The 22,454-nt window shown below is 69.6% G+C and carries 25 protein-coding genes and 3 tRNA genes; 23 read left to right on the top strand and 5 right to left on the bottom strand.

The features are described 5' to 3' along the window. The 6 genes from ACLJOU_RS38845 to ACLJOU_RS38820 form a co-directional block, all read left to right on the top strand. On the top strand, positions 1-1,196 hold a 1,196-nt coding region (locus ACLJOU_RS38845), incomplete at its 5' end, for a putative bifunctional diguanylate cyclase/phosphodiesterase (protein WP_410574255.1). Positions 1,197-1,276: 80 nt separating this feature from the next. Continuing rightward, a tRNA-Thr gene (locus ACLJOU_RS38840) sits at positions 1,277-1,349 on the top strand. Between the two features lie 50 nt (positions 1,350-1,399). Further along, positions 1,400-1,472, top strand: a tRNA-Met gene (locus tag ACLJOU_RS38835). 50 nt (positions 1,473-1,522) lie between these two features. Then, on the top strand, positions 1,523-1,687 hold the full coding sequence (gene rpmG, locus ACLJOU_RS38830; protein WP_005152047.1) for a 50S ribosomal protein L33: 165 nt from the start codon (positions 1,523-1,525) through the stop codon (positions 1,685-1,687). Positions 1,688-1,768: 81 nt separating this feature from the next. After that, positions 1,769-2,218, top strand: a complete 450-nt coding sequence (locus tag ACLJOU_RS38825; protein ID WP_410574254.1) for a MaoC family dehydratase N-terminal domain-containing protein — start codon at positions 1,769-1,771, stop codon at positions 2,216-2,218. Continuing rightward, positions 2,215-2,613, top strand: a complete 399-nt coding sequence (locus ACLJOU_RS38820) for a MaoC family dehydratase (protein WP_410574253.1) — start codon at positions 2,215-2,217, stop codon at positions 2,611-2,613. Before ACLJOU_RS38825 ends, ACLJOU_RS38820 begins: the two co-directional genes overlap by 4 nt. A gap of 195 nt (positions 2,614-2,808) precedes the next feature. Here the strand turns inward: ACLJOU_RS38820 and ACLJOU_RS38815 are convergent, their stop codons facing one another. The 4 genes from ACLJOU_RS38815 to ACLJOU_RS38800 are packed head-to-tail and all read right to left on the bottom strand — an operon-like array spanning position 2,809 to position 6,013. Continuing rightward, a complete protein-coding gene (locus ACLJOU_RS38815; protein WP_410574252.1) occupies positions 2,809-3,714 on the bottom strand; it encodes an SGNH/GDSL hydrolase family protein in 906 nt (301 codons plus the stop codon). Between the two features lie 35 nt (positions 3,715-3,749). After that, on the bottom strand, positions 3,750-4,709 hold the full coding sequence (locus ACLJOU_RS38810) for a hypothetical protein (RefSeq protein WP_410574251.1): 960 nt from the start codon (positions 4,707-4,709) through the stop codon (positions 3,750-3,752). Next, entirely contained in the window at positions 4,706-5,056 is a 351-nt protein-coding gene (locus ACLJOU_RS38805) for a GntR family transcriptional regulator (protein WP_410574250.1), read from the bottom strand. The genes ACLJOU_RS38810 and ACLJOU_RS38805 overlap by 4 nt, the downstream gene beginning before the upstream one ends. Before the next feature lie 60 nt (positions 5,057-5,116). Further along, complete coding sequence (locus ACLJOU_RS38800; protein WP_410574249.1) at positions 5,117-6,013, bottom strand: TIGR03619 family F420-dependent LLM class oxidoreductase; 897 nt, start codon at positions 6,011-6,013, stop codon at positions 5,117-5,119. Positions 6,014-6,253: 240 nt separating this feature from the next. Here ACLJOU_RS38800 and ACLJOU_RS38795 point away from each other — a divergent pair. The 6 genes from ACLJOU_RS38795 to ACLJOU_RS38770 all read left to right on the top strand — a co-directional run bounded on the left by ACLJOU_RS38795 (position 6,254) and on the right by ACLJOU_RS38770 (position 9,907). Beyond that, a tRNA-Trp gene (locus tag ACLJOU_RS38795) sits at positions 6,254-6,326 on the top strand. Positions 6,327-6,352: 26 nt separating this feature from the next. Then, positions 6,353-6,793, top strand: coding sequence for a preprotein translocase subunit SecE (secE, locus tag ACLJOU_RS38790; protein ID WP_410574248.1), 441 nt, complete (start codon positions 6,353-6,355; stop codon positions 6,791-6,793). A gap of 63 nt (positions 6,794-6,856) precedes the next feature. Further along, on the top strand, positions 6,857-7,750 hold the full coding sequence (gene nusG / locus ACLJOU_RS38785; RefSeq protein WP_410574247.1) for a transcription termination/antitermination protein NusG: 894 nt from the start codon (positions 6,857-6,859) through the stop codon (positions 7,748-7,750). Between the two features lie 75 nt (positions 7,751-7,825). Next, entirely contained in the window at positions 7,826-8,263 is a 438-nt protein-coding gene (gene rplK, locus ACLJOU_RS38780) for a 50S ribosomal protein L11 (RefSeq protein WP_043781763.1), read from the top strand. Positions 8,264-8,343: 80 nt separating this feature from the next. Continuing rightward, entirely contained in the window at positions 8,344-9,063 is a 720-nt protein-coding gene (rplA, locus tag ACLJOU_RS38775; protein ID WP_410574246.1) for a 50S ribosomal protein L1, read from the top strand. A 70-nt stretch (positions 9,064-9,133) separates the two neighbouring features. Further along, positions 9,134-9,907 carry an alpha/beta fold hydrolase gene (locus ACLJOU_RS38770; RefSeq protein WP_410574245.1) on the top strand — a complete coding sequence of 258 codons (774 nt, stop codon included), beginning with the start codon at positions 9,134-9,136 and terminating at the stop codon, positions 9,905-9,907. On the opposite strand, the gene ACLJOU_RS38765 is transcribed toward ACLJOU_RS38770, so the two are convergent. Then, positions 9,904-10,935 (bottom strand): hypothetical protein, encoded by a 1,032-nt coding sequence (locus ACLJOU_RS38765; RefSeq protein ID WP_410574244.1) that lies wholly within the window; start codon positions 10,933-10,935, stop codon positions 9,904-9,906. The two genes, ACLJOU_RS38770 and ACLJOU_RS38765, sit on opposite strands and share 4 nt — an antisense overlap. A 312-nt stretch (positions 10,936-11,247) precedes the next feature. On the opposite strand from ACLJOU_RS38765, the gene rplJ reads away from it, so the two are divergent. From rplJ to ACLJOU_RS38710, 11 genes are all read left to right on the top strand, one after another. Beyond that, positions 11,248-11,802 (top strand): 50S ribosomal protein L10, encoded by a 555-nt coding sequence (gene rplJ, locus ACLJOU_RS38760; RefSeq protein WP_410574243.1) that lies wholly within the window; start codon positions 11,248-11,250, stop codon positions 11,800-11,802. Positions 11,803-11,852: 50 nt separating this feature from the next. After that, complete coding sequence (gene rplL / locus ACLJOU_RS38755; protein ID WP_410574242.1) at positions 11,853-12,239, top strand: 50S ribosomal protein L7/L12; 387 nt, start codon at positions 11,853-11,855, stop codon at positions 12,237-12,239. 419 nt (positions 12,240-12,658) lie between these two features. Beyond that, positions 12,659-13,831 carry an ATP-binding cassette domain-containing protein gene (locus ACLJOU_RS38750; protein ID WP_410574241.1) on the top strand — a complete coding sequence of 391 codons (1,173 nt, stop codon included), beginning with the start codon at positions 12,659-12,661 and terminating at the stop codon, positions 13,829-13,831. A gap of 38 nt (positions 13,832-13,869) precedes the next feature. Next, positions 13,870-14,622, top strand: a complete 753-nt coding sequence (locus ACLJOU_RS38745) for an MlaE family ABC transporter permease (RefSeq protein WP_013222532.1) — start codon at positions 13,870-13,872, stop codon at positions 14,620-14,622. Between the two features lie 4 nt (positions 14,623-14,626). Beyond that, entirely contained in the window at positions 14,627-15,463 is an 837-nt protein-coding gene (locus ACLJOU_RS38740; protein ID WP_103351766.1) for an MlaE family ABC transporter permease, read from the top strand. Beyond that, entirely contained in the window at positions 15,460-16,785 is a 1,326-nt protein-coding gene (locus ACLJOU_RS38735; RefSeq protein WP_410574240.1) for an MCE family protein, read from the top strand. Before ACLJOU_RS38740 ends, ACLJOU_RS38735 begins: the two co-directional genes overlap by 4 nt. After that, positions 16,782-17,810: an MCE family protein gene (locus ACLJOU_RS38730; protein ID WP_410574239.1), complete on the top strand. Its 1,029-nt coding sequence runs from the start codon at positions 16,782-16,784 to the stop codon at positions 17,808-17,810. Before ACLJOU_RS38735 ends, ACLJOU_RS38730 begins: the two co-directional genes overlap by 4 nt. Then, complete coding sequence (locus tag ACLJOU_RS38725) at positions 17,807-18,793, top strand: MCE family protein (protein ID WP_410574238.1); 987 nt, start codon at positions 17,807-17,809, stop codon at positions 18,791-18,793. The genes ACLJOU_RS38730 and ACLJOU_RS38725 overlap by 4 nt, the downstream gene beginning before the upstream one ends. Further along, a complete protein-coding gene (locus ACLJOU_RS38720; protein ID WP_410574237.1) occupies positions 18,790-19,989 on the top strand; it encodes an MCE family protein in 1,200 nt (399 codons plus the stop codon). The genes ACLJOU_RS38725 and ACLJOU_RS38720 overlap by 4 nt, the downstream gene beginning before the upstream one ends. Next, positions 19,986-21,164 carry an MCE family protein gene (locus ACLJOU_RS38715; RefSeq protein WP_410574236.1) on the top strand — a complete coding sequence of 393 codons (1,179 nt, stop codon included), beginning with the start codon at positions 19,986-19,988 and terminating at the stop codon, positions 21,162-21,164. Before ACLJOU_RS38720 ends, ACLJOU_RS38715 begins: the two co-directional genes overlap by 4 nt. Then, the gene (locus ACLJOU_RS38710) at positions 21,164-22,429 is read left to right on the top strand and encodes an MCE family protein (protein ID WP_410574235.1); all 1,266 of its coding nucleotides are present in this window, start codon (positions 21,164-21,166) and stop codon (positions 22,427-22,429) included. The genes ACLJOU_RS38715 and ACLJOU_RS38710 overlap by 1 nt, the downstream gene beginning before the upstream one ends. Positions 22,430-22,454 lie beyond the last annotated feature (25 nt).

Genomic DNA, 22,454 nt, shown 5'->3' with positions numbered 1-22,454 from the left:
TCAGCGACGCGCTCGGCTACGCCTGGGCCGACCGGATGGTCGTCGCCGCCGGCCGCCGCATCCGCGACGCGCTCGGCCCCGACGTCCCGCTCGCCCGGCTCGAAGGCGCGTCCTTCGCGGCGCTGCTCGTCGGCCTCCCGCCGGAGGACGCCCACCAGGCGGCGGAACGGCTGCGCGAGGAGCTTTCGGCGCCGTACCCGGTCGACCGGCTCTCCGTCGAGGCGAACGCGATGATCGGCTACGCGACGACGTCCGCGGAAGAACCGGGAGACGTCGTCGACATCGAAGGCCTGCTGCAGCGCGCCGACGTCGCCGTCCGCGCGACGAAGGGCGGCGAAGAGGTCCGCGGGTACGTCCCGAGCATGGGCCAGATCTTCCTGCGCCGCTTCCAGATGGTGACGCAGTTCCGGCAGTCCCTCGAGGACGGCCAGGTCAGCGTGCACTACCAGCCGAAGATCACCCTGCCGAACCGGCAGGTGCAGGGCGTCGAGGCGCTGGTCCGCTGGGTGCACCCGGAGTTCGGCAGGCTCGGGCCGGACGAGTTCGTCCCGGCCATCGAGGCGGCCGGCCTGATCGGCGTCCTGACCGGGTTCGTGCTCGGCGAGGCGCTCAAGCGCTGCCGCAAGTGGCTCGACGAGGGCCTGCGGATCTCCGTGGCGGTCAACCTGTCGGTGCGCAACCTCGCCGACGAGGACTTCCCGAACAAGGTCGCCCGCGAGCTGGAGCACTACGGCATCCCGCCGGAGCTGCTGACGTTCGAGCTGACCGAGTCCGGCGTGATGTCCGACCCGCAGAAGGCGCTGCCGATCCTGCGCGAGCTGCACTCGCTGGGCATCACCCTCGCCGTGGACGACTTCGGGACCGGGTACTCGTCGCTGGCCTACCTGCGGCAGCTGCCGGTCGACCAGGTCAAGATCGACAAGAGCTTCGTCCTCGGCATGGGCACCGACCTCGGCGACCTGGCGGTGGTCCGGTCGATCGTCGAGCTGGGGCACTCGCTCGGGCTGACGGTGGTGGCCGAAGGCGTCGAGGAGGACGTGGCCCGCGACCAGCTCGAGGCGATGGGGTGTGACGTCGCCCAGGGCTACCTGATCTCGCGGCCGCTGCCGGAGGACCGGCTGGAGGCGTGGCTGCAGGCCCGGACCGCGCGCTCGCCCGGACGCCACTCCGAGACCGTGTTGACCCTCCTGACCTGAGGTTTCGTGCTAAGGGGACCCCGGTTGCACGGGCGGGTGACGGCCCTTGCTAATCTTTCCAAGTCCTCGCGAGAGGCCAGGCCCCTTTAGCTCAGTCGGCAGAGCGTCTCCATGGTAAGGAGAAGGTCTACGGTTCGATTCCGTAAAGGGGCTCTCGACCTCAGCCGCGTCACGCCTGCGTGTCGCGGCTTGGGTCATGTAAGGGCGGTGTAGCTCAGTTGGCAGAGCAAGCGGCTCATAATCGCTGTGTCGCCGGTTCAAGTCCGGCCACCGCTACGCGGTAACGACGGGGCTGGCCCCCGGGACCTGAGAGAGAAGGAAACGCTGTGGCTGCCACCGACGTGCGACCCAAGATCACGCTGGCGTGCGAAGAGTGCAAGCACCGCAACTACATCACCAAGAAGAACCGGCGCAACAACCCGGATCGCCTGGAGATGAAGAAGTTCTGCCCGAACTGCGGTACGCACCGGACGCACAAGGAAACCCGCTGACGACGTAGCGCGTTCACCCAGCTCGAAGAAGCCGCCCGGGATTGCCCCGGGCGGCTTCTCGCTGTTGGTAGCCTCGTCGCCGTGCCTCTGGACCAGTCGTTCACCGGGCGGACTTATCCGCCGGAGACCAGTTACGAAGTGAGCCGGGAGAAGATCCGGGAGTTCGCCGACGCGATCGGCGACGGGAACCCGGTCTACCGCGACCCGGAGGCGGCCCGCGAAGCCGGCCACCCGGACGTGATCGCCCCGCCGACGTTCCTCACGATCATCAACCTCGCCTCGATCAACGCGATCGTCGCCGACCCCGAGCTCGGCCTCGACTACTCGCGGATGGTGCACGGCGACCAGGGCTTCACCTACACGCGCCCGGTGTACGCCGGCGACGTGCTCGAGGTGACCACCCACATCGACGCCATCATGGCCCGCGCCGGCAACGACTTCATCAACCTGCGCGCCGACATCACCGACGCGGCGGGCCAGAAGGTCTGCTCCACCCGCGCGCAGCTGGTGGTCAGAGGGGAGACCGCGTGAACTCCGGCGATGAGCTGCCCGCCCTCGAGGTCCGGATCACCCGCGAGCAGCTGGTCCGCTACGCCGGGGCGGCGCTGGACTTCAACCCGATCCACTGGAACGAGGCGTTCGCGAAGGACGTCGGCCTGCCGGACGTGATCGCCCACGGGATGCTGACGATGGCGGTCGCGGGCCGCGTGGTCACGGACTGGCTGGGCGACCCGGCCCGGCTCGTCGACTTCAGCGCCCGGTTCACCCGCCCGGTCGTGGTGCCGAACACGCCCGAGGGCGCGCTGGTGGAGATCACCGGCAAGGTGGCGGATGTGAAGGACGACGGGATCGCGCGGATCGACCTCGTGGTGAAGTTCGACGGGAAGACCGTGCTGGGGAAGCCGCAGGCCCTGGTCCGCTTCTAACCCCCCCCGGCTGACCCCCCGGCCCCAAGCGCCCCAATGTGGCCTTCGGTGCGTGAGACGCACCCAAGGCGGCCTTCGGTGCGTCAGACGCAACCAAGGCCGCCTTGGGGCGCTTGGGGCTCGGGCCGGGCGTGCGGACGTAGGGCCGCGGCCGGGGGCGCACGATCCGTGTCGCCAGTTGAGCGCGGCTCGGGACTACGGGAGCTTCAGCACCGTCAGCACCGCGTCGGCCATGCCCTGCTCTCCCCGGGCGTTCGGGTGGAGCGGGGCGGCCGGCGACGCCGGGAGCAACCCCTCCACCCAGCGCTTGTCCGACGCCGAACACACGTCGTGGCCCTTGCCCGGGGTGGCCGTGTCCGCGTAGCCCGCTCGGTGGGCGTCCGCCTGGTCCTCGAGCATCTTGTTCAGCTTGCCGAGCGCGCCGCGGAAGTACTCGATGTCGCCCGCGCCGAACGGGAGCGACGGCCAGCAGCCGTCGCCGTCGGGCAGGACCGTCGGGTAGCCGACCACCACGACCTTCGCCTTCGGGGCCTGCTTGTGGATCCGGTCGAGGAGCGCGCCGATCTTCGGGGCGGTCGCGTCGATGCGCTCGGCCAGCTGGTCGTGCCCGCCCGCCGTCAGGCGGTCCCGGCACGGTGCGGTGTCCTGGTGCGTCGTCGCGCAACCCGACGCGTACGAAAAGAACCCGACGTCGTTGCCGCCGATGCCCACCGTCACCAGCGTCGTCTCCGCCGTCACCGCGTCCAGCTGCGGCGGGTTCGTGCCGTTGCCCGTCTTCTGCGCCCCGGTCAGGTTCGCCGTCGTCGCGCCGCTGCAGCTGACGTCGGCGAGCTGGGCCGGCTTCAGCTTCGCCGAGACCAGGTGCGGGTAGTTGTCGTCCGAGCGGTCGCAGCCGGCCGGGGTGCCCGCCTGCCGCCCGGTGCGCGGCGACGAGGTGTACGAGTCGCCGAGGGCGACGTAGCGGCCGGAGCCGCCGCCGGTGTCCGCGCCGCCCGGTGGCGCCGACGACGTGCCGTGCTGCCACTTGTAGTACCCGTAGACCAGGAGCCCGACCACGAGCACGACCACCAGGCAGCCGCCGCCACCGCTCTTCTTCGCCACTTCTTCGTTTCTACCGAAGCCGCCGCGGCGACGGCCTAGTCAATCCGGGTGATCCGCTGCGCGAGCAGGTCGTTGACCAGTCCGGCGCCCGTCTCCGGGTCGTCCACGCTGACCAGCATCGTCCGGCCGTTTTCCAGCACGAGCGCCAGCGCGGGGCCGCCGCGGACCTTGTACGCCGTCGTGCCGGTGACCGGGTTGAAGCGCAGGCCGAGGCCGCCGTCGCCGAACGTCGACAGTTCGCGCGCGGCCGCTTCGCGGATGCTGTCCAGCTCCAGGTGCCGCCACGGGACGCCCAGGAGGCCGAAGCGGATCGTCACGCCCTTGGCGTCCACGGACGCCGAGAGCCGGTAGGTCAGCGCCGTCACGACCAAGCCGACCACGGCGACCCAGGCACCCGTCGCCCACGGGAGGCCCGCGGGCACGAGGGCGATCGCCACCGGGATCAACGCCAGCGCCCACAGCATCCCCGGGTTCACCGCCCGGCCCGACCAGAACGCCCGCTCGCCGGGCCGGAGACCGACAGTCGGCCGCTCGCCCGTGGTCGCCCGCACAGGCGGTGACGGCAGGCCGCCGACGAGCGCCGCGACTACGCCGAGGACCGCCGCGCCCAGCAGGAAGGGCACGACGGTGAGGCCGCCGCGCGCCGCGTGCCAGTCCGGGACGTCGAGGTTCGCCAGAAGGACCGTGAGCAGGACGGCGGCCGGCATGGCGGCGAACCCGGCGCCCACCCCGACGGTCGGGCGCGGCAGGGGTCGCCCGCGGCGCAGCGCGGTGAGCGCCGTCGTGGTCAGGAGCAGGACCGCGACGACGCCGAGGCCCAGGCTCACGCCGGTGAACGCCCCGAGCGGGGTGTGCCCGTTCGGCCCGCTGCTCCAGTGCGTCGCCACGGGGTCGGGCAGCCGGTGCGCCCACGCGTGCTCCAGCAGGGCCGCGACGGCGAGCGCCGCGCCCGGCAGGACGGCCGTGGCGATCAGGACCCGGATCGGCTTGATCATGAGTACTTCTCCTTCAACACCCCGGTGAGCTCCTCGAGGCCGACACCCGTGCGCTTGGCCTCGCGGACCAGGTCCTCGGCCAGTTCGGCCAGCCGGGCCCGCGACGGCGCGCCGCCGATGACGACGGCGCCCCGGCGGCGCCGCAGGTCGATGAGGCCTTCGTCGCGCAGCAGCGCGTACGCCCGCAACACGGTGTGGACGTTGATCTCCAGTGCCGCCGCCAGTTCCCGGGCGGGCGGCAGCTGCTGCCCGGCGGGCGGGCGGCCGTCGGCCAGGGACCGGCGCAGCGACGCGGCCACCTGTTCGAAGAGCGGGACGGTGGAGCTCGGATCGATTTGAACGAGCATAGTTCTAACTATAATAGAACAATGCGACGCTGCGCGAGACGTGCGTCACATACTTTCGGGTCAGCGCCCGATCAGCTCGCCGGCGAGTTCGAGGGCGTGGTCGACGTCCTTCGCGACGTAGTGCAGGTCGACGAAGACCTCGGTGATGCCCAGTTCGCGGGCCACGTCGAGGCAGGGGCGCACGTCGGCGGCCGTCTCGACCGCGGTGCCCGGCCGCGGGTTGATCCGCAGCACCCGGCGCAGGGCGTCCGGATCGCGCCCGGCCCGCCCGGCCGCTTCCCGCGCGACCGACCAGAGGCCGGTCAGGTACTGCTCCGGCATCCAGCCCGCCAGCCAGCCGTCCGCACGGCGTCCCACCCGGGCCAGTGCGGGCGGCGAGAACCCGCCGAGCAGCACCGGCGGGCGCGGCTCCTGCGCGGGGCGCAGGCCCACCGTCGACGGCGCGATCCGCCACTGCGGGCCCTCGTGCTCCGCCGGATCGCCCGTCCACAGCGCGTCGAGGGCGTCGAGCAGCTCTTCGAGCCGCTTGCCCCGGCCTTCCCACGGCACGCCGGTGGCGAAGTACTCCTCGCGCAGCCAGCCGAGCCCGAAGCCGACGTCCAGCCGTCCCGCGCTGGCCAGGTCGAGCGAGGTCAGGGCCCGGGCGAGCAGCACCGGGGAATAGACCGGGCCGGTCAGCGCGCTCATCCCCAGGCGGGCCGTGCGCGTCACCGCCGCGGCGGCCGCCAGGGTCGTGAACGGGTCGGTGAAGGTCTCGAACTCCCGCGGGTACGGGTGTTCCGGCGTCCCGCCGCCCGGGTAGAGGTCCGACGGCTCCAGCGGGGTCAGGATCCGGTCGCCGACCCACAGCGAGGTGAAGCCGAGGTCCTCGGCGGCCGCCGCGAAGCGCGGCACGGCGGCGGGATCGGCGAGGGGGCCGTACTGGGGGAGCGCGAGCCCGAGCTGTGTCCCGCTCACCGGCGCGCACCCGCCGACCGGGGGGTGGTCGTCATGGCGGACATCCTGGCATGATCAGGAGGTCGGCGGGGAGTTTTCCGCAGGCCGGCCGGGGTGCGGTGGTCGATCGGGGGGCGCGGTTGCGGGCTCCCGCGAGGCTTGCCGTAGACTTCGGGACTTGGAACGCACTACGGTCATCCCCGCCTGGATGGTGGGGATGCTGGAATGCGTCCTCCGGGGCTCCGAGAGATCGGGCTCCACAGGGGTGTAGCTCAATTGGCAGAGCAGCGGTCTCCAAAACCGCAGGTTGCAGGTTCAAGTCCTGTCACCCCTGCGTAACGGAACTGGTGGAGCGGAGGAGTGGTCGTGAGCGACAGCGACGCCAGCGGCGGCGAGCAGGAGCAGGACGGCACCGGGCAGAAGCCCGAGAGCCCGTCCCGTCCCGTCACAGCTGCCGCCCGGCGTGAGCGCCGTGCGACCGCTCGTCCGGCGGGGAAGTCCGCGGCACGTGCGGACGACAAGGCCCGCCCGGCCGGGAAGTCGGTGGAGAAGACCGCCGCCGACGCGAAGGGCGCTCCGACTCCGAAGCGGGACCAGAAGCCGAAGAAGGCCTCCGTGTTCGCGCGGCTGGTGCGCTTCATCCGCGAGGTCTGGGCGGAACTGCGCAAGGTCATCTGGCCGAACCGGAAGCAGATGGTCACCTACACCGCGGTCGTGCTGGCCTTCGTGGTGTTCATGGTGGCCCTGGTGAGCGTCTTGGACTTCGCGTTCAAGAAGGGCATCGGCGCGATCTTCGGCTGACCCGCCGCCGTGCCACGCGGGCCGGCCCGACCGACCCGGAATGATCAACTGAGAGGACGGAACGTGACCTCCGACAACGGCACAGCAGCCGGTCACGACCTGACCGAGCTTTCCGACGAGCAGGTGCACGCGGCACTCGGTGACGAGGAGTCCGCGCACCTCGAGCCCGTCGACGTGCCGGACTCCGAGGTCGACGACGCCGCTTCCGACGATGACGCCGACGCTGCTTCCGAAGAGGACGCGGCCGACGATGTGGCTGACGACGTGGCTGATGACGCGGCCGCCGACGAGGACGTGGCTGACACGACGGGCGAAGCCGAGCCCGCCGCGGACGACGAGGACCCGGTCGCCAAGCTGCGCGCCGAGCTGCTCGCCGCGCCCGGTGAGTGGTACGTCGTGCACTCCTACGCCGGGTACGAGAACAAGGTGAAGACCAACCTCGAGACCCGGACCCAGACCCTGGACGTCGAGGACTACATCTTCCAGATCGAGGTCCCGACCGAAGAGGTCACCGAGATCAAGAACGGCCAGCGCAAGCAGGTGCAGCGCAAGGTGCTGCCCGGCTACATCCTGGTCCGGATGGACCTGAACGACGCCTCGTGGAGCGCGGTGCGCAACACGCCGGGTGTCACCGGGTTCGTCGGCGCCACCTCGCGGCCGTCGCCGCTGACCGTGGACGAGGTGCTGAAGTTCCTCGCCCCGAAGGTCGAGAGCGAAGCCCCCGCGAAGGCGGGCAAGGGCGAGTCCACCGCGACCGCGGCCCCGCTCGGTGGCCCGGCCGTCGAGGTCGACTTCGAGATCGGCGAGTCGGTCACGGTCATGGACGGCCCGTTCGCGACGCTGCCGGCGACGATCTCCGAGGTCAACGTCGACGGGCAGAAGCTGAAGGTCCTGGTGTCGATCTTCGGCCGGGAGACCCCGGTCGAGCTGTCGTTCAACCAGGTCTCCAAGATCTGACGGTCGGCCTACCCGGCCGCAGTCCCCGCGTCCACGGCAGGTACGCGGGGAACGTAGTACAGGACAGGAAAAGAAATGCCACCCAAGAAGAAGAAGCTTGCGGCGATCATCAAGCTGCAGATCAAGGCGGGTGCGGCCAACCCCGCGCCGCCGGTCGGCCCCGCGCTGGGTCAGCACGGCGTCAACATCATGGAGTTCTGCAAGGCCTACAACGCCGCGACCGAGTCGCAGCGCGGGGACGTCGTCCCGGTCGAGATCTCCGTGTACGAGGACCGGTCGTTCGACTTCAAGCTGAAGACGCCGCCGGCCGCGAAGCTGCTGCTGAAGGCCGCGGGCGTGGAGAAGGGCTCCGGCGAGCCGCACAAGACCAAGGTCGCCAAGGTCACCTGGGACCAGGTCCGCGAGATCGCCAAGACCAAGGAGACCGACCTCAACGCGCACGACATCGACCAGGCCGCGAAGATCATCGCCGGCACTGCGCGGTCGATGGGCATCACGGTCGTCGACGCCTGACGTTCGCAGCTTCACCCGTGGGAGAGCCAGGTGCTGGCTCGTCACCACACTGATCCGTTTTCAGCAGTAAGGACAGAAGCATGACCAAGCACAGCAAGGCTTACCGCCAGGCTGCGGAGCAGATCGACAAGACGCGTCTGTACGCGCCGCTCGAGGCCGCGAAGCTGGCGAAGGAGACCTCCAAGACCAAGATGGACGCGACCGTCGAGGTCGCGATGCGTCTCGGGGTGGACCCCCGCAAGGCCGACCAGATGGTCCGCGGCACCGTGAACCTGCCGCACGGCACCGGTAAGACCGCCCGCGTCATCGTCTTCGCCGTCGGCGACAAGGCCGCCGAGGCCGAAGCCGCCGGCGCGGACGCGGTCGGCACCGACGAACTGATCGAGCGCATCCAGGGTGGCTGGCTCGACTTCGACGCCGCGATCGCGACGCCGGACCAGATGGCCAAGGTGGGCCGCATCGCCCGCATCCTCGGCCCGCGTGGCCTGATGCCGAACCCGAAGACCGGTACGGTGACCCCCGCGGTCGAGAAGGCCGTGAAGGACATCAAGGGCGGTAAGATCAACTTCCGCGTCGACAAGCAGGCCAACCTGCACCTGGTGATCGGCAAGGCTTCCTTCGACACCGAGAAGCTGGTCGAGAACTACGCGGCGGCGCTGGACGAGATCCTGCGTGCCAAGCCGTCGTCGGCGAAGGGCCGCTACCTGAAGAAGGTCACCTTCACCACCACGATGGGCCCGGGCATCCCGGTCGACCCGCTGCGGACCCGCAACCTCCTCTCGGAGGAAGCGGCCGTCTGAGGCTGAGATCACCAGAAAGGGCGTCCCCGCTTGCTGCGGGGGCGCCCTTTCTTCGTGTGTTATTGACGGCATGCCGACTTTCGCGTCGTTCGACGGGCTCCGGTTGAACTACACGGTGTGGGAGGGCGACGGCGCCCACCGCCCGGTGCTGCTGCAGCACGGGTTCGCCGCCGATACGAACGCGAACTGGATCTCCACGGGTGTCGTCGCGGCCCTGCGGTCGGCGGGTTTCACGGTGATCTCGCTGGACGCGCGCGGCCACGGCCGGTCCGAGAAGCCGCACGACGAGTCCCGCTACACCGACGACGCGATGGCCCGGGACGTCTCCGCCCTGCTCGACGAACTGGGCCTGGACGAGGTGTCGATGGTGGGCTACTCGATGGGCGCGATCATCGCCCTGACGGCGACGGCGGCGGACAAGCGCATCCGCTGCCTGGCGACCGGCGGCGTGGGCTCGGGCATCGTGGACTTCGGCGGGGTCGACCTGCGCGTGCTCAAGCCGGCGGAGATCGCTTCGGCACTGCTGGCGGAGGACCCTTCGACGGTCCCGCGGTCGGGCGTCCCGTTCCGCCTGCTGGCGGACGCGGTGGGCGGCGACCGTCAGGCCCTGGCGGCGGTGGCCCTGGCTTCGCGGGAAGGGCGCATGGACCTGTCGTCGATCGGAGTGCCGACGTTGGTGCTGGCGGGCGAGCAGGACCAGCTGGCGGCCGAGCCGGAGAGACTGGCAGCGGCAATCGCGGGGGCGCGGTTGGTGCGCATCCCGGGCGACCACATGACGGCGGTGATGTCACCGGCGTTCGCGAAGGCTCTGGTGTCGTTCCTGTCGGCGCCGCACCCGCGCTAGCGGCTGGTCGGCGTCGCGGTCGGGGCGCCGCTGCACTTCGACGGCCCGATCGCGTGGCCGGTGATGAGCCACTGTCCCTTTTCGACCTTCGAGACTGTGAAGACGCCCAGCGCGGGCCCACCGGTGACGGGAAAGGTGCACGAATCGATCGTCACGGTGTCTCCGGGTAGCGGTTCCGAGACGCTGGAGGGCAGGGATTCGGCGTAGTCGTTCTTGTTCTTCACCTGGGTGGCGAGGAACTCGACGGCCTTCTTGCAGTCGGTCTGGGCGGCGTTCTGGCGGAACGTCTGGGCGATGTCCTGGGCGAACTGCGTCTGGACGTCGCGCTGCCCCTCGTTCTGGAACCGGCCGCAGGCGTCGTCGACCCGGCCCTGGGCGACGTTGTGGTAGACCATCCGCACCGCCTCGTACGGGTTGGTCGAGAACACGTGGTTCGTGTGGTACTTCCCGCCGCCCTCCTGGGCGAGCTGGGCGGAGGACTTGCCGGAGTCGCTGGGGAAGAAGTGGTTGTACAGCCACGTGCCCGCGAGACCGAGGATCACCAGGGCCAGCACCCAGGCGAGGACCTTCTTGCCGAGCCAGGTCACCCACTTCGGCGCGCGACGGCGTTCGACCGGCACCAGCTGGTAGCCCGGCGGGATCATCGGCGGCTGACCGCCCTGCTGCGGCACCGGCTGGGACGGCGGCGCCTGCACGACCCCCGCGTCGGCAGTGGGAGCCGGCTGGTTGCCCTGCTGGGTTTGGGTGAAGCGCAGGTAGTCCTGGAACTGCTGGAACTGGCGGAACTGCTCGAGCTCGGCCGGGTCGACCGGCGGCTGAGCGGCCGCGCCCGAGGGCTGGGGAAGCGCCGGAGTGCCCTGGCGGGGGACAGGAGCGGTGCCCGGCTGCGGCAGCGCCGGAGAACCGTGGCCGGGCTGCGGGAGGGCCGGGGTGCCCGGGCCGGGCTGCCCGTTTCCCGCGGCGGGCGGGTTCGGGCCCGCCGGTTCGATTTCCGAGCCCGGCTTTCCGTCATCGCGCTGCTCCGCCACGTCACCATGATGCCCTCCGACGGCCGGCGGGGAACCCCCAGGCGCCCTAAACGCAGGTCAGGACGGGACCCCGAGCAATCCGCCACGACGTCCGGGGTATAGTTGACGACGGTTCTACCGAAGACCGCTGGTTTTCCCCGCCAAAACGGGGAACGAAGGTCCCGCATCACGCCGGGCGGCCCGCGCAGGAGGAACGAGGCCGGGCACCCAGGTGCCCGAAGACGCCCCGCGCCTGTCTGCGCGAGGGCGTTTTGTCGTTTCGCAGGGCCCCTCGAACGCCAGTGGAAACACTAGCCAAGAGAGGAGGCGACCATGGCGAAGCCCGACAAGGTGGCGGCCGTCGCCGAGATCGCGGAGAGCTTCCGCACCAGCTCGGCCACCGTCGTTACCCAGTACACCGGCCTCTCCGTGTCCCAGCTGTCCCAGCTGCGCCGCGCTCTCGGCACCAGTGCCAAGTACCGGGTCGCGAAGAACACCCTGGTCAAGCGGGCGGCCGAGGACGCCGGCATCCAGGGTCTCGAGAACCTGTTCGTCGGCGCGACCGCCATCGCCTTCGTCGAGGGTGAAGCGGTCGACGCCGCCAAGGCGCTTCGCGACTTCGCGAAGGACAACAACGCGCTTGTGATCAAGGGCGGCTACATGGACGGCAAAGCGCTGTCCGTGGACGAGATCAACCGGATCGCCGATCTCTACAGCCGTGAGGTCCTGCTCGCCAAGGCGGTGGGCGCGTTCAAGGCGAAGCTGTCCCAGGCCGCCGCGCTGTTCCAGGCGCCGGCGTCCCAGGTCGCCCGCCTGGCTGCGGCGCTGGAGGAGAAGCAGCGCGAAGCCGCCGGTACCGAAGCAGCCGAAGCACCCGCCGAGAGCTGAACCACCCCCCACCCCGAACGTCTAGTTCGTTTTTCTGAGAGGAAGCCATCATGGCGAAGCTGAGCACCGCCGAGCTGATCGACGCCTTCAAGGAGCTGACCCTCCTCGAGCTGTCCGAGTTCGTCAAGGAGTTCGAAGAGGTCTTCGACGTGACCGCCGCCGCGCCGGTCGCCGTCGCGGCTGCCGCTCCGGGTGCCGCCGCTGCCGCCCCGGTCGAGGAGCAGGACGAGTTCGACGTCATCCTCGAGGGCGCCGGCGACAAGAAGATCCAGGTCATCAAGGTCGTCCGCGAGGTCGTCTCGGGCCTGGGCCTGAAGGAGGCCAAGGAGCTGGTCGAGGCCGCTCCCAAGGCCCTCCTGGAGAAGGTCGACAAGGAGGCCGCCGAGGCCGCCAAGGAGAAGCTCGAGGCCGCGGGCGCCAAGATCTCCATCAAGTGATTTCCGGCGCGCAAGCGCCACCGCACCACAGCACCACAGCACCACCTCGAGAAGGGGCGGGCATCCACTGCGGATGCCCGCCCTTTCCGTGTCTGCGACTTCCTGAGCTGCGGCCGGGCGACAACCCCTAGGAGCGGTGTCCGGATGTCCCCCGGGTCCCTAAATCGTGGCTCCGGGGCTGCGCGGACCTGCGTGGTTGGCCCGAATGGGCTACCGTGCTGGCCATTGGCGATCTCGGCGGGATGACGATGGGCCTGGGGCTGGCCAGAAAAGAAAACTGGTGAGTAACCTGTTCGCACTCAGCTCGTTGCACCTGGTTGACGCGGGTTCGTGGGCGCCACTGGCCCACATCCGCCGTCGGCGTGGGTGGCAGGGTGTGGCAGCGGGCGCAATGACGCGGAACAGCTCCTGGAGGTGCGATGGGTGCCGAGGTGGTCATCGAAGGCCTGACGAAGTCCTTCGGTAAGCAGGCCATCTGGCGGGACGTCACGTTGACGCTCCCCCCGGGCGAAGTGTCGGCCATGCTCGGCCCGTCGGGGACCGGCAAGTCGGTCTTCCTCAAGTCGATGATCGGGCTGCTGAAGCCCGACCGCGGCCGCTGCGTGATCAACGGCGTCGACATCGTCACCTGCTCCGAGCACAAGCTCTACGAAATCCGGAAGCTCTTCGGCGTCCTGTTCCAGGACGGCGCGCTGTTCGGCTCGATGAACCTCTACGACAACGTCGCGTTCCCCCTGCGCGAGCACACGAAGAAGTCCGAGACGGAAATCCGCCGGATCGTCCTCGAAAAGCTCGACATGACCGGGTTGAACGGCGCCGACAAGAAGCTCCCCGGTGAGATTTCCGGCGGGATGCGCAAGCGGGCCGGCCTGGCCCGCGCCCTGGTGCTGGACCCGGAGATCATCCTGGTCGACGAGCCGGACTCGGGCCTCGACCCGGTCCGCACCACCTACATCTCGCAGCTGTTCCTCGACGTCAACGCGCAGATCGACGCGACCTTCCTGATCGTCACGCACAACATCAACCTGGCCCGCACGGTCCCGGACAACCTGGGCATGCTCTTCCGCAAGGAACTGGTCATGTTCGGCCCGCGCGAGGTGCTGCTGACCAGCGAAGAACCGGTCGTCAAGCAGTTCCTCAACGGCAAGATGCAGGGCCCGATCGGGATGTCCGAAGAGAAGGACAGCGCCCAGATGGCCGCCGAGCAGGCCATGTTCGAGGCCGGCCACCACGCCGGCGGGGTCGAGGACATCAGCGGCGTTCCGCCGCAGATGCAGCCGACGCCGGGCGTGCCGACCCGGATGGGGGCCGTCCGCCGGAAGGACCGCGTCATGGAGGTCCTGCACCGGCTGCCGCCGGCCGCGCAGGAAAGCATCATCGAGTCGCTGAGCCCCGAGGAGCAGCGCCACTACGGCGTGCGGCCGCACCGCGGGCAGCCGCAGCAGGTCCCGGCCGGCGCGCGGCCCCAGGGTGACGGCGTCCCGAACCAGCACCACGGCCAGCTGCCCCCCGAGCAGGTCGCGCGCATCCCCCAGCCGCCGAGAACCGGCACGCACCGGATGCCGCCGAGCAACGGGCCAGGTGGCCGGTGAGCTCTCCCGCAACACAGGCGAAGATCCCCGGGATCGGCATGCTCCGCGAGACCGGGAACCTGTTCGCTCTCGGCCTGGACATCGTCCGCGGCCTGTTCCAGCGCCCGTTCCAGCTGCGGGAGTTCATCCAGCAGTCCTGGTTCATCGCGAGCGTGACCATCCTGCCGACGGCCCTGGTGGCCATCCCGTTCGGCGCGGTCATCTCGCTGCAGTTCGGCTCGCTCGCCCGCCAGCTGGGCGCGCAGTCCTACACCGGCGCGGGCTCCGTGCTCGCCACCGTGCAGCAGGCCAGCCCGCTGGTCACCGCGCTGCTGGTGGCGGGCGCAGGAGGAAGCGCCGTCTGTGCTGATATCGGCGCGCGGACCATCCGCGAAGAGATCGCCGCGATGGAGGTGCTCGGCGTCTCCGCGGTGCAGCGGCTGATCGTGCCGCGCACCCTCGCGATGATGCTGGTCGCGCTGCTGCTCAACGGCATGGTTAGCGTCATCGGCGTGCTCGGCGGCTACTTCTTCAACGTCGTGCTGCAGGGCGGGACGCCGGGCGCGTACCTGGCCAGCTTTTCCGCCCTCGCGCAGCTGCCCGACCTCTGGGTCGGCGAGCTCAAGGCGCTGATCTTCGGGTTCATCGCCGCCGTCGTCGCGTCCTACCGGGGGCTGAACCCCTCCGGCGGCCCGAAGGGCGTCGGGGACGCGGTGAACCAGTCGGTGGTCATCACGTTCCTGCTGCTGTTCGTCGTGAACTTCGTGATCACCCTGATCTACCTGCAGATCGTGCCCGGAAAGCTGGACTAGCGCCATGACGTTCCTCCAGGGCGCGAAACGCGTCGCCAACCGTCCGTTGCAGACGCTGGACACCCTCGGTGACCAGATGTCGTTCTACGGCCGGGCGCTGCTGTGGACCCCGCGGACTCTCCGTCGCTACACCAAAGAGGTGCTCCGGCTGCTGGCCGAGGTGAGCTTCGGCTCCGGCTCGCTGGCGGTCATCGGCGGCACGGTCGGCGTGATGGTCGGCCTGACGCTGTTCACCGGTGTCCTCGTCGGCCTCCAGGGCTACTCGGCGCTGAACTCGATCGGGACGTCGGCCTTCACCGGCTTCCTGACCGCGTTCTTCAACACCCGCGAGATCGCGCCGCTCGTCGCCGGGCTCGCCCTGAGCGCCACGGTCGGGGCCGGGTTCACCGCCCAGCTGGGCGCGATGCGGATCTCCGAGGAGATCGACGCGCTCGAGGTCATGGGCGTGCCGAGCCTGCCGTACCTGGTGACGACCCGGATCATCGCCGGGTTCGTCGCGGTCATCCCGCTCTACATCATCGGCCTGCTCAGCTCGTACCTGGCGTCGAGACTGGTCGTCATCTACATCTACGGCCAGTCGGCGGGCACGTACGACCACTACTTCGACCTGTTCCTGCCACCGCAGGACGTGCTCTATTCGTTCATCAAGGTGCTGCTGTTCAGCGTCCTGATCATCCTGTCGCACTGCTACTTCGGGTACCGGGCCACCGGTGGCCCGGCCGGTGTCGGCGTCGCGGTCGGCAAGGCCGTGCGGCTGTCCATCGTCACGGTGTCGATCATGAACTTCTTCATCGGGTTCGCCATCTGGGGAACCGACGTCACGGTAAGGATCGCGGGATGAGGACGCTCCGACGCAGGCTGCTCGGCCTGCTGCTCATCGCCGTGATGGTCGGCGGGGTGGCGCTGTCCATCGCGCTCTACGACAAGGCGTTCACGCCGGTCGTCACGGTCAAGCTGCAGGCCGACAAGATCGGCAACCAGCTGATCAAGCAGTCCGACGTCAAGGTGCGCGGGCTGATCGTCGGCTCGGTGCAGGACATCGTCGCCACCGACCACGGCGCCGAACTGACGCTGGCCCTGAAGCCGGAGTCCGCGAAGCTGATCCCGGAGAACGTCTCGGCGCGGTTCCTGCCGAAGACGCTCTTCGGCGAGCGGTTCGTCTCGCTGGAGATCCCGAAGGACCCCTCGGCCAGGACCATCGCCGACGGGGACGTCATCCCGCAGGACCGCACGTCGAGCGCGATCGAGCTGGACCAGGCCTTCGAGCACCTGATGCCGGTGCTGCAGGCGGTCCAGCCGCAGAAGCTCTCGGCGACGCTCACCGCGATCTCGACGGCGCTGCAGGGCCGCGGCGACCAGCTCGGCGACACGCTTTCGCAGCTGGGCACCTACATCGGCGAGCTGAACCCGCACGAGCCGGAGCTGCAGCACAACCTCAAGGCGCTCGCGGAGTTCTCCGACCACCTCAAGGACGCCGCGCCGGACCTGGTGCAGAGCCTGGACAACCTGAGCACGACGACCCGGACCGTGGTCGACGAGCGGCAGAACCTGAGCACCCTCTACGGCAGCCTGACCCAGGCTTCGGTGGACCTGCAGACGTTCCTGCAGAACAACAAGGACAACATCATCTCCCTCGTCGGCACCGCCCGGCCGACGGCCGAACTGCTGGCGAAGTACGCGCCGGAGTACCCCTGCGTGATCTCCCAGATGGCGAAGAACGTGCCGCTGATCGACCAGGCGCTCGGCAAGGGCACCAACCAGCCCGGCCTGCACGCGACCATCGAGATCATCGTGCCGCGCGCGCCCTACCAGGCGGGCAAGGAAGAGCCGCGGTTCGACGACAAGCGCGGCCCGCGCTGCTACGACATCAAGGACATCCCGAAGCCGTTCCCCTCCGAGCCGCCGGACGGCGCGTTCAAGGACGGCACGATCCACCAGGCCGCGCCGAAGAGCGCCGGCGACGGCCTCAACCCGGCGAAGTTCAAGGCCGACGCGGCGGGCAACGGGGGGTCCGGTGCTGACCTGGCCTACTCGACGGCGGAACAGGGTTTCCTCGCCGACCTGCTCGGCCCGCAGCTGGGCATGACCGCGGCCGACGTCCCGGGCTGGAGCTCGCTGCTCGTCGGCCCGCTGTACCGGGGTGCGGAGGTGACGGTCAAGTGAGGGGCCTGCTCGCGCCGCTGATCAAGCTCGGCATCTTCGTGGTGGTCACCGTGCTGTTCACGACGATCCTCGGGATCAGCATCGCCAACATCAACACGACCAGCACCAACGCCTACAAGGCGCGCTTCACCGACGCGACGCTGCTGCTGCCCAACGACGACGTCCGCATCGCCGGCGTCCGGGTCGGGCAGGTCAAGGACGTGCACATCGTCGACAAGCGCCAGGCCGAGGTCGAGTTCGAGGTCGACGCCGGGCGGACGCTGCCGGCCGGGGTGACCGCGCAGATCAAGTTCCGCAACCTGGTCGGCCAGCGGTACGTCTCGCTCGGCGAGGGCGCCGACAACTCCGGCAAGACCCTGCCGCCCGGCGGCACCATCCCGCTGGAGCGGACCACGCCGGCGCTGGACCTGACCGAGCTGTTCAACGGCTTCAAGCCGCTGTTCACCGCGCTCAACCCCGAGGACGTCAACAAGCTGTCCTACGAGGTCATCCAGGTCCTGCAGGGCGAGGGCGGCACCGTGGAGAGCCTGCTGTCGCACACGGCGTCACTGGCCACCACGATCGCCGACAAGGACCAGGTGATCGGCGAGGTCATCGACAACCTCAACTCGGTGCTCGACACGGTCAACGCGCACACCCCGCAGCTCAACGACCTGATCGTGAAGCTGCAGCAGCTGGTGTCCGGGCTGGCCGCCGACCGCAAGCCGATCGGCGACGCGATCGAGAGCCTCGGCAACCTCGCCCAGACGACGTCCGGGCTGCTCGGCGAGGTGCGGGAGCCGCTGAAGAACGACATCAGCGCGCTCGGGAACCTCACGAGCCAGCTCAACAAGAACGAGCCGGAGCTGGAGCACTTCATCCAGTTCCTGCCGACCAAGGTGAGCACGCTGACCCGCACCGCGGACTACGGCTCCTGGTTCAACTTCTACGCCTGTGAGTTCTCCGGGAGCGTGAGCTTGCCGCCACTGATCAACGACGTCGCCCTGCCCCTGATCCCGGCGAACCGGGCGAGGTGCTCGGGATGAAGTCGTTCCAGAAGCGCAACCCCGTGCCGATCGCGCTGGTCGGGATCGTCGTGCTGGCGCTCGGCTTCATCGCCGCGCTCAACTCCGACGACCTGCCGGTGATCGGCGGCGGCACCACCTACAGCGCCGAGTTCAGCGAGGCCTCCGGGCTGCAGAAGGACAACGACGTGCGGATCGCCGGCGTCAAGGTCGGCAAGGTCAGCGCCATCGAGCTCGACGGCGCGTCGGTGAAGGTGTCGTTCAAGGTCAAGGACGCCTGGCTGGGCGACCGGACCAGCGCCGCGATCAAGATCAAGACGCTGCTCGGGCAGAAGTACCTGTCGCTGGACCCGCAGGGCGAGCACGCGCTCAACCCGGGCACCGGCATCCCGCGGGACCGCACGATGGCGCCGTACGACGTGCTCGACGCCTTCCGCGGGCTCTCCCAGACCGTCGACAACATCGACACCAAGCAGCTGGCCCAGAGCTTCGACACGATCTCGCAGACCTTCGCCAACACCCCGGAGGACGTGCGGGGCGCGCTGTCGGGACTGTCGAAGCTGTCGGACACGATCGCCTCGCGCGACCAGCAGCTGTCGAACCTGCTGGCCAACACCCGCGAGGTGTCGCAGACGCTGGTCGACCGCGACGCCGAGGTGCAGAAGCTGCTCGACGACGGCAACGACCTGCTCGCCGAGCTGGCCAAGCGGGAGGACGCGATCACCGCGCTGCTGAACGGCTCCCGCGAGCTGGCCACGCAGCTGCAGGGCCTGATCGACGACAACTCCAAGCAGCTCGACCCGGTGCTGACCCAGCTCGACCAGCTGACCTCGATGCTGCAGCGCAACCAGGACTCGCTGGCCGAGGGGCTCAAGAAGTTCGCGCCCTTCATCCGCGTCTTCACCAACACCATCGGCAACGGCCGCTGGTTCGACAACTACATCTGCGGCCTGCTGCTGCCGTCGTTCGGCCCGATCAACGAAGAGGGGTGCTACACGAAATGAGTGACACCCGCTCCGGTGCCAGTCCCTTCGGCGCCGCCCTGACCAGGGGCTTCACCATCGCGATCGTCCTCGCGCTCGTCGTCGCCGGCGGGATCTGGTGGACCCTCAAGGACGCCGGCCGCAACCACCTGACCGCGTACTTCGCCGGCGCCGTCGGCCTGTACGAGGGCAACAGCGTGCGGATGCTCGGCGTCGACATGGGCACGGTCACCAAGATCACGCCGATGGGCAACCAGGTGAAGGTCGACTTCGAGTACGACCGCTCGGTCGCCGTCCCGGCCGACGCCAAGGCGCTCATCGTGGCGCCGTCGCTCGTGTCGGACCGGTACGTCCAGCTCGCCCCCGCCTACACCGGTGGCCCGCGCATCTCCGACGGCGCGGTCATCGGCCTCGACCGCACCGAGGTGCCCCTGGAGGTCGACCAGCTGGCCGCCAGCCTGGCCCGGGTCAGCGAGACCCTCGGCCCGAACGGCGCCAACAAGACCGGGTCGCTGTCGAACCTGCTGAACACCGCGGCGGCCAACGTCGACGGCAACGGGCAGGCCCTGCACGACACGATCACCAAGCTCGGCCAGGCGGCGGGAACCCTGGCGGGCAACAAGGACGACCTGTTCACCACCGTCCAGAACCTCGGCCGGTTCTCGCAGACGCTGGCCGACTCCGACAAGCAGGTCCGCAGCTTCGAGAGCCAGCTCGCCGACGTCAGCGGTTACCTCGCGTCCGAAAAGGACAACCTGGCCGCGACCGTGCAGCAGCTGGGCACGACACTCACGGCGGTGCAGTCGTTCATCGACCAGAACCACGACCGGCTGAAGTCCAATGTGGACAAGCTGGCCGGCATCACGAAGGTCCTCGTCGACCAGCGCAGCTCGCTCGCCGAGATCCTCGACGTCGCCCCGGTCGGCCTGAGCAACCTGGTCAACACCTACAACGGCGCGGCCGGCACGCTCGACGCCCGGCCGAACCTCAACGAGCTGACCCAGCCGCCGCTGGTGATGATCTGCCGGCTGCTCAAGCAGGTCGGCACCAAGGGCATCCCGGACGTGCTCGGCAACGCCTGCGAGAGCATCGCCGGCGTGGTCGACAAGGTGATCCCGCTGCCGTCCGTGGCGCAGACCGTGCAGGCCCTGCAGTCCGGTCAGCTGCCGCCGCTGCCGCTGCCCATCGCGGGGCAGCTCTACGGAGGTGGCCAGTGAAGAAGCTCCTGACCGTGGGAGTCCTCGTGACGGCGTCCGCGCTCGCGGTGTCCGGCTGCTCCTTCAAGGGCATCTACGACCTGCCGCTGCCCGGCGGTGCCGACCTCGGCGACCACCCGTACACGGTGAACGTCGAGTTCAAGGACGTGCTCGACCTGACCCCGCAGGCCGGGGTGAAGGTCGACGAGGTGCCGGTCGGCCGGGTCGAGAACGTCGGGCTGACCAAGGACGGCTGGCACGCGCTGGTGACCCTCAAGGTCAACGGCGACATCAAGCTGCCGGCCAACGCCATCGCCAACGTCAAGCAGTCCAGCCTGCTCGGGGAGAAGTACGTCGAGCTGGCCTCGCCCGGCGCCGACCAGGCCCACGGCAAGCTCACCGACAACGCGACCATCCCGCTGGCCCGCACCAACCGCAGCGTCGAGGTCGAAGAACTGCTCGGGGCGTTGTCGCTGCTGCTCAACGGCGGCGGGGTCGACCAGCTCAACACGATCACCAAGGAACTCAACAAGGCCACGTCCGGCCGCGAACCGGACATCAAGGCGCTGCTGGACAACGCGAACCAGCTGGTGACGAACCTCGACCGGCAGTCGCAGAACATCACCCGGGCCATCGACGGGCTGAACCGGCTGTCCTCGACCCTCAACGACCAGAAGGACAAGCTGGTCGGCGCGGTCGACAACCTGGGACCCGGGCTCGGCGTGCTGGAGCAGCAGCGCGGCCAGCTGGTGACGATGCTGCAGGCGCTCGACCACCTCTCCGGCGTCGCCACCGACACGGTGAACAAGTCGCAGAAGGACCTCGTCGCCGACCTGAAGGCGCTGACGCCGACGCTGCAGAAGCTCGGCGAGGCGGGCAACGACCTGCCGAAGGCGCTGGAGATCCTGCTGACGTTCCCGTTCAGCGACCAGGCCGTCAACGGCGTCAAGGGCGACTACTTCAACCTGTTCGCGAAGGTGGACCTGAACCTGAAGACCATCGTCGAGAACCTGGGCAACAGCAGGCAGAACGCGCTGTCCGGACAGCTGCCGCTGGCCGGCCTGACCGGCGGGGTCCAGGGCACGCCGGCCAACCAGCCGCCGCCGCTGCCGATCCCCGGCGCCGGGCAGCAGCCCGTGCAGTCGAAGCCGGGCCTGGGCAACCTCTTCGGGCTCCTGCCGGGAGGTGCGGGCTGATGCTGATCCGCCGGACGAAGATCCAGCTGGTGGCCTTCGCGGTCATCTCCGTCGTCGCGATCGTGTACGCATTGGTCCGGTTCGCCGGGCTCGGCACGGTGTTCGGCAACGACGGCTACACGGTGAAACTGCAGCTCAACGAATCGGGCGGCATCTTCACCAACGCCGAAGTCACCTACCGCGGCTACAACATCGGCCGCGTCGGCGAAATGCGGCTCACCCCGGCCGGGCTCGAGGCCGACCTGAACATCGACCCGTCGGCGCCGAAGGTGCCCGCGGACCTCGACGCCGTGGTCGCCAACCGGTCGGCGGTCGGCGAGCAGTACGTCGACCTCAAGCCGAAAGCCGACCAGGGCCCGTACCTGCAGGCCGGTTCGGTCATCCCGGCGAACCGGACGACCACCCCGGTCAGCACCGACCGGCTCGTCGGCGACCTCGACTCGCTCGCCGCGTCGGTCCCGGTCGACTCGCTGCGCACGGTCGTCGACGAGTCCTACGACGCCTTCCGCGGCACCGGCGGCGACCTGCAGAAGCTGCTGGACACCGCCCGCAGCTTCACCACGACGGCGCAGCAGTACCTGCCGCAGACGATCCAGCTGCTGGACGCCGGCGGGCAGGTGCTCGACACGCAGAACGCCGAGGCGGCGAACTTCGCCTCGTTCAGCAAGAGCCTCAACGAGCTCACCGGCACGCTGAAGAACTCCGACGGCGACCTGCGCAAGCTCATCGGCATCACCCCGCAGGTGGCGTCGCAGATCAGCCAGGTGCTGGCCGAGTCCGGCCCGGGCCTGGGCGCGCTGACGGCGAACCTGCTCACCACGGCCAACCTGACCGTGACCCGCCTGGACGGGATCGAGCAGGGCCTGGTCACCTACCCGGCGCTGGCCGGGGCGGCGAGCAGCGTCGCCCCCGGCGACGGCACCGCCCACCTCGGCCTGGTGCTGAACCTGTTCAACCCGCCGGCCTGCACGAAGGGGTACATCCCGTACTCGCAGTTCCGCACCGGGAACGACCTCACGCCGCGGCCCGCGGCCGAGAACGCGTACTGTGCCGAACCGAAGGGCAGCCCGATCAACGTCCGGGGGGCGCAGAACGCGCCGTACGGCGGGGTGCCGGTCGCGCCGTCGGACAGCGACGTCGCGGCCAACGCGAACCGGCCCGCCGAAGAGCTGGCCGAGGAGCGGAACACCCGGGGCGTTCCGGGCATCGTCGGCAGCCCCGGCGTCAGCCTGAACAGCCTGGGCTCGCTGCTCGGGCTGTCCTGACGGGGATTTGATGACCGTTACCTAC

It is taken from the genome of Amycolatopsis sp. cmx-4-61, from assembly GCF_046548775.1.
GTDB lineage: Bacteria > Actinomycetota > Actinomycetes > Mycobacteriales > Pseudonocardiaceae > Amycolatopsis.
This window is presented reverse-complemented; position numbering and strand designations above follow the sequence as displayed.

Coding starts and splice junctions, on each gene's coding strand:
- ACLJOU_RS38810 (WP_410574251.1), bottom strand. CDS start 4,709: ATGATCAAGCCGATCCGGGTCCTGATCGCCACGGCCGTCCTGCCGGGC.
- ACLJOU_RS38805 (WP_410574250.1), bottom strand. CDS start 5,056: ATGCTCGTTCAAATCGATCCGAGCTCCACCGTCCCGCTCTTCGAACAG.
- rplK (WP_043781763.1), top strand. CDS start 7,826: ATGCCACCCAAGAAGAAGAAGCTTGCGGCGATCATCAAGCTGCAGATC.
- rplA (WP_410574246.1), top strand. CDS start 8,344: ATGACCAAGCACAGCAAGGCTTACCGCCAGGCTGCGGAGCAGATCGAC.
- ACLJOU_RS38770 (WP_410574245.1), top strand. CDS start 9,134: ATGCCGACTTTCGCGTCGTTCGACGGGCTCCGGTTGAACTACACGGTG.
- rplJ (WP_410574243.1), top strand. CDS start 11,248: ATGGCGAAGCCCGACAAGGTGGCGGCCGTCGCCGAGATCGCGGAGAGC.
- rplL (WP_410574242.1), top strand. CDS start 11,853: ATGGCGAAGCTGAGCACCGCCGAGCTGATCGACGCCTTCAAGGAGCTG.
- ACLJOU_RS38750 (WP_410574241.1), top strand. CDS start 12,659: ATGGGTGCCGAGGTGGTCATCGAAGGCCTGACGAAGTCCTTCGGTAAG.
- ACLJOU_RS38745 (WP_013222532.1), top strand. CDS start 13,870: ATGCTCCGCGAGACCGGGAACCTGTTCGCTCTCGGCCTGGACATCGTC.
- ACLJOU_RS38740 (WP_103351766.1), top strand. CDS start 14,627: ATGACGTTCCTCCAGGGCGCGAAACGCGTCGCCAACCGTCCGTTGCAG.
- ACLJOU_RS38735 (WP_410574240.1), top strand. CDS start 15,460: ATGAGGACGCTCCGACGCAGGCTGCTCGGCCTGCTGCTCATCGCCGTG.
- ACLJOU_RS38725 (WP_410574238.1), top strand. CDS start 17,807: ATGAAGTCGTTCCAGAAGCGCAACCCCGTGCCGATCGCGCTGGTCGGG.
- ACLJOU_RS38720 (WP_410574237.1), top strand. CDS start 18,790: ATGAGTGACACCCGCTCCGGTGCCAGTCCCTTCGGCGCCGCCCTGACC.
- ACLJOU_RS38710 (WP_410574235.1), top strand. CDS start 21,164: ATGCTGATCCGCCGGACGAAGATCCAGCTGGTGGCCTTCGCGGTCATC.